General features: G+C 68.8%; 6 protein-coding genes. 3 read left to right on the top strand and 3 right to left on the bottom strand.

Going from position 1 to position 12,053, the window contains the following annotated elements; all coding sequences use genetic code 11:
- Positions 1-13 precede the first annotated feature (13 nt).
- On the bottom strand, positions 14-943 hold the full coding sequence (locus tag STRAU_RS35835; RefSeq protein ID WP_037664143.1) for a carbohydrate ABC transporter permease: 930 nt from the start codon (positions 941-943) through the stop codon (positions 14-16).
- A 222-nt stretch (positions 944-1,165) separates the two neighbouring features.
- Positions 1,166-2,614, bottom strand: coding sequence for an N-acetylglucosamine/diacetylchitobiose ABC transporter substrate-binding protein (gene ngcE / locus STRAU_RS35830; RefSeq protein WP_016645286.1), 1,449 nt, complete (start codon positions 2,612-2,614; stop codon positions 1,166-1,168).
- Positions 2,615-3,173: 559 nt separating this feature from the next.
- On the opposite strand from ngcE, the gene STRAU_RS35825 reads away from it, so the two are divergent.
- The 3 genes from STRAU_RS35825 (at position 3,174) to STRAU_RS35815 (ending at position 10,284) form a co-directional block, all read left to right on the top strand.
- The gene (locus tag STRAU_RS35825) at positions 3,174-4,514 is read left to right on the top strand and encodes a KAP family P-loop NTPase fold protein (protein WP_016645284.1); all 1,341 of its coding nucleotides are present in this window, start codon (positions 3,174-3,176) and stop codon (positions 4,512-4,514) included.
- Entirely contained in the window at positions 4,504-6,303 is a 1,800-nt protein-coding gene (locus STRAU_RS35820) for an Hsp70 family protein (RefSeq protein ID WP_016645283.1), read from the top strand. The genes STRAU_RS35825 and STRAU_RS35820 overlap by 11 nt, the downstream gene beginning before the upstream one ends.
- Before the next feature lie 111 nt (positions 6,304-6,414).
- Positions 6,415-10,284, top strand: a complete 3,870-nt coding sequence (locus STRAU_RS35815; RefSeq protein WP_078621722.1) for a GH92 family glycosyl hydrolase — start codon at positions 6,415-6,417, stop codon at positions 10,282-10,284.
- 77 nt (positions 10,285-10,361) lie between these two features.
- On the opposite strand, the gene STRAU_RS35810 is transcribed toward STRAU_RS35815, so the two are convergent.
- Entirely contained in the window at positions 10,362-11,921 is a 1,560-nt protein-coding gene (locus STRAU_RS35810; RefSeq protein WP_016645281.1) for an AMP-binding protein, read from the bottom strand.
- Positions 11,922-12,053 lie beyond the last annotated feature (132 nt).

Genomic DNA, 12,053 nt, shown 5'->3' with positions numbered 1-12,053 from the left:
GCTCGCGCCTCCCTCAGAACTCGATGCGGTCACGGCGGCTGAGCCGCAGCGTGACGATGGACACGATCAGGGTGAGCAGCAGCATCACCACACCCATGGCGCAGGCGTACCCGCTCTTGCTGTACGTCTGGAAGTTGCGCATCAGGTACGTCGAGATGACCTCGCTGCTGTGGTCGGGGCCACCGCCGAAGTCCTGCGACGTGAGGGTGGAGATGAGCAGGAACGCGTCCATGGAGAGAATCGCGAGGAACACCCAGGCCGTCTGGATGGTCTCCCAGAGCAGCGGCAGCGTGACCCGGAAGAAGGTCTGGAGCCGCCCGGCGCCGTCGAGCAGCGCCGCCTCGTAGATGTCCTTGGGGATGGACTGCATGGCGGCCGAGAACAGCACCATGTAGAAGCCCGCGCCGGCCCAGACCATCACGAAGATGATGCACCACAGGACCAGGTCGGGGTCGTTGAGCCACTCCGTGGGGTTGCTCTTGTCACCGAGGCCGATCGCCTGGAGCGAGCCGTTGATGAGGCCCGAGTCGTCGCCCCGGTAGACCGCCTTGAAGAGGATGGCGAGGATGGCGATGGAGAGGACCTGCGGGAAGAAGAAGATGATCCGGTAGAAGCCGGAGCCCTTGACGCCCGACACTCCGCCGGCTCCGCCGCGGCCGCCCACATTCACCATGAAGGCGAAGAACAGCGAGAGCAGAATCGTCAGGGTCGGCACCAGAACGAGCAGCAGGGCATTGTGCTGCAGCGCCTTGACGAAGACGTCGTCCTTCGCCAGTTCCGTGTAGTTGTCGAAGCCGACGAAATTGAAGTTCTGGGAGGCGCCGCTCCAGTCGGTGAAGGAGTAGCTGATGGTCTGGATGTAGGGCCAGATCACCAGCAATACATAGAGCCCGACGGGGAGAATGAGAAATCCCGCGATGAACGGGTACTTTTTCCGATGCATACTGAGGTTCACCTCATGGTGGTGCGCCGGTGAATCCGGCCGACCTGCTGTTACGGCTGGGGGCCCGGGGGTTGTCCCCCGGAAATCACGGCACCCTGCTCCTGGCCTTGCCGTGGCCGTGCCGATGCGGGGCCGCACCGCCGGCCGGGGCGCGGGCGGCGCCCGGCCCGGCCGTGCCGCCCGGCCCCGGCCGGCGGATGACGACGACTGCTTCCGCGACGACTACTTCCGCTTCGTGTCCGGGTTCTTCTTGGCTTCCTTGTCGACCGCCGCCTGGCAGCGCTCGAGCCACTTCTTGGGCGTGATGCGCTTGGCCATCAGCTCACCGGTGGCGTTCTGGATCGCGACGTCCAGCTCGCCGTACCACTCCGAGTAGCGGAAGTTGAAGCGCTCGTCGACCGGACAGGCGTCGACCGCGGCGAGCGCGGTCTTGATGCCGGGGCGCAGCTGCACGCTCTCGTCGACGTACTCCGGGCCGAGCACGGACAGCGAACTGGCCTCCTTGGCAAAGGCGGTGGCGCCCTCCTTGGAGAGCATCCGGCGCAGGAACTCGAGGCCGCCCTGCACGTTCTTCGCCTTGGACGGCACGATGAAGGGCTCGTCCGCGCCGGTGCGCAGGGCGTGCAGCTTCATCTTGGAGCCGGGCAGCAGGGGCAGCGGCAGGAAGGTCATCTCGAAGTCGTCAGGCGTCTGCTTGGCCTGCTCGTTCTCCAGCCAGGAGCCCGACGGGATGAAGACCGCCTTGTACTCGTTCCACTTGGTCTGGGCCTCGGTGTGCTCCAGGGAGTTGGTGCCCGGCATGAGCAGGCCCTTCTCCACGATCTCGTACACCGCCTCGATGGCGCGCTCGGCGGCCGGGTTGCCGACGAATGCCTTCTTGTCGAGGTTGTCGATCGCCTTCACGGCGTCCATGCCGCCGGTCTTGGCGATCAGGTCCATGATCACGATGTTCATGTAGTACGGGTACTTGCCCTGGTGGGCGAGGCCGCCGATGCCCTTGGACTTGGCGTCCTTCATGATGTCCAGGAGCTCGTCCCAGGTCTTCGGGACCTTCCAACCGTGCTTCTTGAACAGCTTGTTGGAGTACCAGAGGCCCCAGGTCGCGTACACGTAGAACAGCGCGTGGAACTTCCCGCCGAAGGTGCCCTGCTCGATCGTCCCCGGCAGCATGATGTCGCGGATCTTCTTGCTCGGGTCGTCGATGGACGGCGCGTCGAGCAGCTGCGTGAGGTCGGTGAGGTGACCTTCCTTGTGCAGCGTGTCCAGCTTCATCTTCTTGGAGCCGGAGTCGTCGACGACGTCCGGCGGATTGCCCTTGTTGAACCGGGGCTGGAGCTTTCCGGTGACGTCCTGTTCGCCGCTGTGGGCCACGGAGCCGCCGTACTTCTTCTCGTACGACGCCTCCCACGCCTTGGCGTAGGCGTCGCCGTAGCCGCCCTTGAAGATGAAGACGTCGAGGTCGTTGTCCTTGGCGACGCCGAAGGGGTTGTCCTTCGTCTTCTTGACCGTCTTGGCCTTGTCGTTGTCACCGCCGCCGCCGGAGGCGCACGCCGACAGGAAGCTCATGGTCGGTACGGAGATAATGCCGAGCGCGGCCGCGCGCTTGATCAGATCGCGGCGGCCGACGCCGCCGGCGGTGGGCCTGCCGGAGGTCCCAGGGGTGGATCCCATGCTCAAGTCCTCGCCTTCTTCCAGGACTCAGGCGGTGAACCGGAACCTCCCCGGCACCGCGGAGTTGTGAAGCTGGGGTCGTGCGATGGTGCGGGATGTCGTGCGATGGTGCGGGGTGTGTCCGGCGCCGGTGGAACGGCCGCCGCGGCTGGTCGATCCGGGGCGGCCCAGGGAGTACGGACGCCGACAGGTATAGTCCACTCACGGTCGGCCTAGCAAGATCGAATGCAGGTTTGGACTGCAGGCTTTTCCGAGTTGAGACCTCGGCGAGACGCGCCGCATCTCCGGTTCGGATACACGTATCGCGCTGCCCGCGGGGGCATTTGGGTACGACGCCGGGAGTCGCCGAAGCGTACGGCGCGGGGGCCTCTCGGGCGCCATAAAAGTCCGTACCAATCTCAAATCGAACCGGCGCTTTCCAAGCGCCCCCGGCGCGGTCGGCATTTCCGGGCACTTCGGCGAACTCCGCTCGCAGTACGGCCGGTTCGGGCACCATGAGTGATATGCCGATGGCAATCAGTCATGCTGGCTGATTCGTTGCGGCGCGTGAGGGGGGCTCATGCTGCTGACCGACAACCCGATCCCGGACGCGGACGGGGACCGCTTCGGATTCCGGGCACACGCCGAGGTGCTCTGCTCGGCGATCACCACCACCGAGGGCCTGCCGCTGACCATCGGGGTCTTCGGGCCCTGGGGCATGGGCAAGTCGAGCTTCATGAAGGTCTGCCAGGACCTGTTGAACAAAAGCGACGTACCGACCGTGTGGTTCAACCCCTGGAAGTACGACAGGAAGGACGAGATCTGGCACGCCCTGATCCAGAGCGTGCTCACCGAGATCGCCCAGGAGCTGGAGCGGCGGCGGCAGTCCGGGGACCTCGCCCTGCGCGAGCGGATGGCCGGCGCCCTGGAGACCGTCCGACGGCTGAGCCGGGCAGCGGCCTGGCTCCTCGCCCGCCGGGCCGCGGGACCGCTCACGGCGGGCGCCGTCACCGCCGACGACGTGAACGCCGCGCAGGCCGCCCTCACCGAGCCGGGTACAGAGACCTATCAGCACGTCAACCACTTCGAGCAGGACTTCAAGGACGTGGTCGGCACCTACACCGGCGGCGGGCGGCTCGTGCTGTTCGTCGACGACCTCGACCGCTGTACTCCGGACGCGGCGATCACCGTCCTGGACTCCCTCAAGCTCTTCCTCGGCGAGGCGTCCTGCGTGTTCGTGCTTGCCATGGACTACCACGTGGTCGCGGAGGCGGCCGCCCGGCGCTTCAACAACGAGAAGCCGGACGAGGCGCGCGGCCGCCAGTACCTGGAAAAGCTCATCAACTTCCCGTACCACCTGCCGGGCGTCTCCTTCGAGGCCATCGTCCGCCACCTCCAGGGCAAGATCACCGACACCGGCCTCTCGGGCTCGCGCGAGCTGTGGGAGCTGACCGAGGTCGCCTTCGAGGCCAACCCGCGCCGCGTCCGCCGCTTCGTCAACGGACTGAACCTGACGGCCATGACGCTGCGCCTCAACCCGGACGATCCGCCCTCGCACCGACTGCTGCTGCACGCGGGCACCCTGCTCGCCCTGCGCATGAAACACCCGGGCTTCTTCACCGCGCTCCAGTCCGACCCCGACGTCTGGCGGCGCTACGACGACGCCGAGTTCGCCAAGACGGAACTCAGCGGCCAGGACATGGCGCTGGCCGCCGAGAATCCGGGGGTGCGGCGGCTGCTCGCGGCCGTCGCGCACCGGCGCGGGGGCTTCGAGTTCCCCGATCCGCCGACCCCGACCGAGATCAGGCTCCTGACCCAGGTGCTCACGGTGACCGGCGGCACGATGAACGGCGGGGTGGCGCCCTCCGCCGTCTTCACCTCCGAAGGAACCGTCGGAGAGAGGCCGGGACATGACGCCTGACCTGGAGCACGACGTCGGCTACGCCGTCGGCCTCGACCTCGGGGACGGCGAGAGCTCCCTGTGCTGGCTGCCGACGGCCGGGCGGACCTCGGCCAAGAGCTATTTCCGTGGGACAGAGGGCGCGAGCATCGTCACCGCGCTCGGGCGCGTGCCCGAGCAGAGCGGCGATCCGGCGGGCGAGACCCCCGCGCAGGACCTCGGCTATCGCGACGTCATCGGCGAAACGGCCGTCCTCGCCAAGAACGGCGTGCACTTCAGCGTCAACTTCAAGAATCGCCACGGGCACACGGACCTGAAGGCGGTGCAGTTCGCCCAGTTGTTCCTGGCGGAGTTCTTCACCGCGAAACCGGAGGTGCGAGAGGACTGCGTGGTGTACGTCGGCCACCCCGCCGGCTGGGACGACAGCTCCGTGGCCGCATACCTGCGGCAGCTCGGGGCGATCGACGTGCCGGTGCGCCTGGTCGCGGAGTCCCAGTCGGCCCTCGTACACGTCCGGGACCGCAGGGCGAAGCGCCGGGACGGCGGCGGACTCGACCGGGTCCTCGTCGTCGACGTGGGCTCCTCCACGACCGACTTCACCGTCGTGGAGGACCTGAAGCCGCGGAACCTGCCCGTCGGCGCCGAACTGGGCTGCCGCGAGATCGATGCCGCCCTCGCCCGGATCGTGCGGAAGGACTTCGAGAACTCCCCGGAGTTCACCGACGCCCTGGGCCGGGACGGCGGCCCCGACATGCTGATGCTGGTCTGCCGCCGGGCCAAGGAGGCCCAGTTCACCCGAGGGGATCTGCACCTGCAGCACATGGAGTCCGGCTGCGCCCCCGAGTTGGTCCCGCTGATCACCCTGGGCGTGGAACGGCTACGCGGGATCGACGTGCGCGAGCGCGTCGTCCGGGCGCCGGGCGGCTGGGCCGATCGCTTCGCGGAGACACTGACGGAGGTACGCGGCCACCTCGGGCCGCCCGGCCCCGAGCTGGTCGTCCTCACCGGCGGCGGCTCCCGCATGCCCGTCGTCCGCGAACTGTGCGCCGCCGCGTTCCCGCAGGCCACCGTCGAGGACGACGAGGAGCCCTCCCTGTCGGTGACCCGGGGGCTCGCCAGCATCGGGCGGCACAGCGTCAACGTGGCGCGGTTCCGCCGCGACATCCAGGTGCTCAAGGACCGCCTTGAGTTCGAAGAGGTGATCCGCGCGGGCCTGATCACCACGTTCGAGCAGGTCAAGCAGAACCTCCTGACCCGCCTCCTGGAACGGGCGGAGCGCGAGGACGCGGAAGGGGAGAGCCTCGACGCCCTCATCCGCGAACTCACCGGGATGGACGCGGCCCTGGCCGACCTGCGCACCAGGCTGGAGGGGGCACTCGTCCCGCCGGTGCTCGACATCTGCCGCGCCTACGGCATCCGTGACGACCAGTTCGCACTGGAGATCACCCTGCCCGGGATCATCGGCACCGCCATCAGCCGCCGGATCCGTGCCCTGTGGCGGGCGCTGCGCGGCTCACAGGCGGTGCTGTCCGCGGCCACGACGGTGCCAGGGGTGGGCCTCGCGTTCCTGAAGCGCACGCTGCGCGGCGGCGTGACACCGGCGAAGGTCGGCGCCGCGGCCGCCGCGGCGGTCGTCGTCCTGGGCCTGCCGAAAGGCGCCGAACTCGCCGCCCGCCAGCTCATCAGGACCACCCTGAACAACGCCCGCCTGGACCCGGGCGAAGTGGACCGCCTCGTCGCCGACGTCGCCAAGGGCATCAGCGACCAGATGGACCATCGCGCCCAGGAAGTGGAGCGCTTCCTCACCTGACCCCGGTCGGCCCCGCAACACCCTTGACACCACTGCCCACTTACCGCCCTACTGGACCCTGCGCAACCACTGACAACGTTGTCCAGCAGGTGCTTGGAGGGGACTCAGGGGATGGGACACAGACCTCGACACAGACGCCGCGGAGGGCTCGGGCGCCGTGCCCCGGCCGCCGCCGTCGGCCTCACCGCCCTCGCGGTGCTTGCCGCCTCGCAGGGGGTGGCCGTGGCCGGGCCGGAGGAGGCGCCGCGGGCGGAGCGGGAGTTCAGTTCCTCGTTCGAGAAGGACGACGCGCAGCCGGACTGGCTGAACACGGTCGAGACGGGCGCCGACGGCAAGAAGAAGGCCGGCGGGGTCAACGGCGGGTTCAGCTCCGGGATTCCGGGGAGCGTGAACGACCACGTCGTGGACGTGCGGGCGAGCGGCGAGAACGCGGGCGCCGGGGAGACCAAGGAGAAGCTGGTCGACGGCGAGCAGTCGACGAAGTGGCTCACCTTCAAGCCCACCGGCTGGGTGGAGTTCGAGCTCGACGAGCCCGCGAAGGTGGTGACGTACGCGCTCACCTCCGCCAACGACCACCAGGAGCGCGACCCGAAGGACTGGACGCTCCAGGGCTCGACGGACGGCAAGGAGTGGAAGGACCTCGACAGCCGGAAGGGCGAGAAGTTCGCCAGCCCGTTCACGACGAAGAAGTACGACTTCGAGAACACCGTCGCGTACTCCCACTTCCGTCTGGACATCACCGCCAACAACGGCGCGAGCGACGCGCTGCAACTCGCCGACGTGCAGCTCTCCGTCGGCGGCAGCGACACCCCGGCCCCGCCCGAGGACATGCTGAGCCTGATCGACCGGGGCCCCGCCGGGTCCCCGACCGCCAAGGCGCGCGCCGGGTTCACCGGCAGGCAGGCGCTGCGGTACGCGGGCACGCACACGGCCAAGGAGCGCGGCTTCTCGTACAACAAGGTCTTCGACGTGAACGTCGACGTGCGGCGCGACACCGAGCTGTCGTACCGCGTCTTCCCGTCCATGGCGGACGGCGACCTGGACTACGACGCCACGAACGTCGCCGTGGACCTGGCCTTCACGGACGGCACCTATCTGAGTGACCTCAAGGCCACCGACCAGCACGGCTTCCCGCTGACCCCGCGCGGGCAGGGCGACGCGAAGGTGCTGTACGTCAACCAGTGGAACGACGTCGTCGGGCGGATCGGTGACGTCGCCGCCGGGAAGACGGTGGACCGGATCCTCGTCGGCTACGACTCCCCCAAGGGCCCCGCGAAGTTCCGGGGCTGGCTGGACGACGTGTCGCTGAAGGAGACCCCGCCCGCGAAGCCCAAGGCGCGCCCCTCCGACTACGCCTCGACCACGCGCGGCACGAACTCCAGCGGCGGCTTCTCGCGCGGCAACACCTTCCCGGCGACGGCCGTCCCGCATGGCTTCAACTTCTGGACGCCGGTGACCAACGCGGGCTCCGTGAGCTGGCTGTACGACTACGCGCGCGGCAACAACGACGACAACCTGCCGACCGTGCAGGCGTTCAGCGCGAGCCATGAGCCGAGCCCGTGGATGGGCGACCGGCAGACGTTCCAGGTGATGCCGTCGGCGGCGAAGGGCACCCCGGAAGCGGACCGCGCGAAGCGGGCGCTGCCGTTCAGGCACGAGAAGGAGACGGCGAAGCCGCACTACTACGGCGTGACGTTCGAGAACGGCCTGAAGGCCGAGATGACGCCGACCGACCACGCGGCCATGTTCAAGTTCACCTATCCCGGTGACGACGCGAGCATCGTCTTCGACAACATCGAGAAGACGGGCGACACCAAGCACAACGTCGGCCTCACCCTCGACAAGGAGAAGGGCGTCGTCACCGGCTACTCCGACGTGAAGTCGGGCCTGTCCACGGGTGCCACGCGCCTGTTCGTGTACGGCACCTTCGACAGCCCGGTCACGGACGGCGGCAAGCTGACGGGCGGCGGCACCACCGACGCCACCGGATATCTCCGCTTCAAGCCCGGCAAGGACCGCAGTGTCTCGCTGCGCCTCGCCACCTCGCTGATCAGCGTCGACCAGGCGAAGGACAACCTGGACGAGGAGATCCCGGCGGGCACGTCGTTCGGCCGCGTCAAGGAGCGGGCGCAGGACAAGTGGGACGACATCCTCGGCCGCGTCGAGGTGGAGGGCGCGAGCGAGGGCCAGAAGACGACCCTGTACTCCAGCCTGTACCGCCTCTACCTGTACCCCAACTCCGGCTTCGAGAAGGTCGGTTCGAAGCACAAGTACGCGTCGCCGTTCTCCCCGCAGACCGGCCCGGACACGCCCACGCACACCGGCGCGAAGATCGTCGAGGGCAGGCCGTACGTGAACAACGGCTTCTGGGACACGTATCGCACGACGTGGCCCGCCTACTCGCTCTTCACCCCGAAGAAGGCGGGCGAGCTGGTCGACGGCTTCGTGCAGCACTACAAGGACGGCGGCTGGACGTCGCGCTGGTCCTCGCCGGGCTACGCGGACCTGATGACCGGCACGTCCTCCGACGTGGCGTTCGCCGACGCGTACGTGAAGGGCGTCAAGGGCTTCGACGCGAAGTCGGCGTACGACGCGGCGGTCAAGAACGCGACCGTCGCGCCGGACAAGCCGGGCTACGGCCGCAAGGGCATGGGCACCTCGCCCTTCCTCGGCTACACCCCCAGCGAGACCCACGAGGGCCTGTCGTGGGCACTTGAGGGCTACCTCAACGACTACGGCATCGCGAAGATGGGCCAGGCGCTCTACAAGAAGACGGGCGAGAAGCGCTACAAGGAGGAGTCCGCGTACTTCCTCAACCGCGCCCGCGACTACGTGCACCTCTTCGACTCCAAGGCCGGGTTCTTCCAGGGCAAGAGCAAGAAGGGCGACTGGCGCGTCCCGTCCGACAAGTTCGACCCGCGCGTATGGGGCCACGACTACACCGAGACCAACGCGTGGGGGTACGCGTTCACCGCCCCGCAGGACTCGCGCGGCCTCGCCAACCTGTACGGCGGCCGCAAGGGGCTCGCGAAGAAGCTCGACACGTACTTCGCCACCCCGGAGACCGCGTCGCCCGAGTTCGCCGGTTCGTACGGCGGCGTCATCCACGAGATGACGGAGGCCCGTGACGTACGCATGGGCATGTACGGGCACTCCAACCAGGTCGCCCACCACGCCGCGTACATGTACGACGCGGCCGGGCAGCCCTCGAAGACGCAGGAGAAGGTCCGCGAGGTCATGTCCCGCCTGTACACGGGCAGCGAGATCGGGCAGGGCTACCACGGCGACGAGGACAACGGCGAGCAGTCGGCCTGGTATCTGTTCTCGGCGCTCGGCTTCTATCCGCTGGTCATGGGCAGCGGTGAGTACGCCATCGGCTCGCCGCAGTTCACGAAGATGACGCTGCACATGGACAACGGCAAGGACCTGGTGGTGAAGGCCCCCGGGAACAGCGCGAAGAACGTGTACGTGCAGGGGCTGAAGGTCAACGGCAAGACGTGGAAGTCGACCGCGCTGCCGCACAAGGAGATCGCCCGCGGCGGGGTCCTGGAGTTCGACATGGGCCCGAAGCCGTCCTCGTGGGGCACCGGCAAGAACGCCCAGCCGGTGTCCGTGACGGACGACGACAAGGTGCCGTCGCCGCGTAAGGACGCCCTCAAGGTGGAGGGCGAGCTGTTCGACAACTCCTCGTCGACGTACGCCGATGCGGCGTCCGTCGTGCTGCCGGTGCAGGGCCGCACCAAGGCCGTCCAGTACACGCTCACCTCGGCCGACAAGGCCAAGGCCCCGCGCGGCTGGGTCCTCCAGGGCTCCCGCGACGGCGAGAAGTGGTCGACCGTCGACAAGCGGTCGGGCCAGTCCTTCGCCTGGGACAGGCAGACCCGGCCGTTCACGGTGAGCGAGCCCGGGTCGTATGTGAAGTACCGCCTGGTGTTCACGGGCGGGCGGGGCACGCTCTCGGAGGTGGAGCTGCTGCGCTGACGCGGTGCCGCGGCGGCCCGCACGTTCCTGTCCCGTGGGGCGGGGGTGCGGGCCGCCGTCCGTCCGGCGGGGCCCGTTCAGGCGCCGAGCGTCGCCCGGATCTGCTTCTTGTCGGGCTTGCCCACGGGGGTCAGCGGGATCTCCGTGAGCAGATGCAGGCGCGCCGGCGCGTACATGGTGCCCTTGTGCCGGGTGACGAAGTCCCGCAGCTCGTCCAGGGCGATCTCCTGCCCCGCCGCGGGGACGGCCGCGACGTGCACCTCTTCGCCCGCGTCCGCGCCGCGCGCGCCGAACACCGCGCAGTGGGCGACGGCCGGGTGGGTGTGCAGCAGGTCCTCCAGCTCGTGGGTGTAGACGTGGCCGCCCACCACGATGATCATGTCCTTGAGCCGGTCGGCGATGTAGAGGAAGCCCTCCTCGTCCAGGTGGCCCATGTCGCCGGTGTGGATCCACCCCTCGCGCAGCACCTCGGCGGTGAGCTCCGGCTGCTCCCAGTAGCCGGTCATGGCCTGCCCGGAGCGGACCCGGATCTCGCCGACCCGCCCCGCGGGCAGGGGAGTTCCGTCCTCGCCGTGGATGGCGACCTCGACGCCCGGGATCACCCGGCCGACGGTGGCCTGCCCCTCCTGGGGCATGTCCTTGTGGTCGTCCGGGCCGATGACCGTGACGTGGCCGACCTCGGACTGGCCGTACCCGCCGAACAGGACGGGGCCGAAGACCTCGTGGGCCTGGCGCAGCCGCGAAGGCGAGGCGGCGCATCCGCCGTAGGAGATCCGCAGGATGCTGCTCAGGTCGGTGGTGCCCAGGGCGGGATGGTCGAGCAGGCGGTACAGCAGCGGGGGCAGCAGCCACAGATGGGTGATCCGCTCGCGCTCGACGGCGGCGAGCACCTCGGCCGCGTCGAAGGAGTGCTGGAGGACCACGGAGCCCCCGGCCATGAAGGTGGCGTCGGCGATGTTGCCCGCGACGTGGGCCAGGGTGGTGGCGGCCAGGAAGCGGGGCGGTTCACCGGCGAAGACGGAGCCGAAGGCGAGCACGTCCTTGTAGGGACCGTGGGCCATGCGAACTCCCTTGGGGACGCCGGTGGTTCCGCCGGTGTGGCGTATGCACCAGTCGTCGTCGGGGCGGGCCGCGCTCGGCACGGGCCCGGCGTCCCGGCGGGCGGAGAGCGCCAGCAGGTCCTCGCCGTACGGGCCCGGGCCGAGGGAGAGGACGTGCGGGGGCCGGGTGTGGGAGAGGAGACGCTCGGCGGCGTCCGCGAGATCGGGGTCGAGCAGGAGCAGCTCCGTGTCGACGCTTTCCGCGACGTGGGCGAGGGTTCCCGGCGCCATGCCGTCGTACAGGAAGACGAGGCGGGCGCCGAGCAGGTTGGCGGCGTACCGCGCGGCGAGGACCTCGGGCCGGTTCCGGGACAGCAGTGACACGGTGGTGCCGCGCCCGATGCCCCGGGCGGCCAGCTCGCGCGCCATGCGGTGAACGCTGTCGCGGAATGCCCCGGCGGTGATCTGCCGGCCGTCGGCGGTGGTGATGAGGGACCGTGCGGGGTCGTCCGCGAGCACATCGAGGATCGCCTCGACATAACTGCGGAAGTCGCTCCGTGCTGAACTCACCTCGGCGGCAGGGTTTTGGGTGGTCATGACGTACTTCCCCCTACGTTATAGGCGGTATAGGAGATGCAGCCGACTGCTACTGACGGGTAGACTAACAACTGGTTGTGCGTTGAAAGTGTCTCCTTGATGAACTCCATACGATGACTGGAATTCCTCGGA

It is taken from the genome of Streptomyces aurantiacus JA 4570, assembly GCF_000414115.1.
GTDB lineage: Bacteria > Actinomycetota > Actinomycetes > Streptomycetales > Streptomycetaceae > Streptomyces > Streptomyces aurantiacus_A.
Note: the sequence above shows the minus strand (reverse complement) of the source record. Positions and strands in the feature narration are given on the sequence as shown.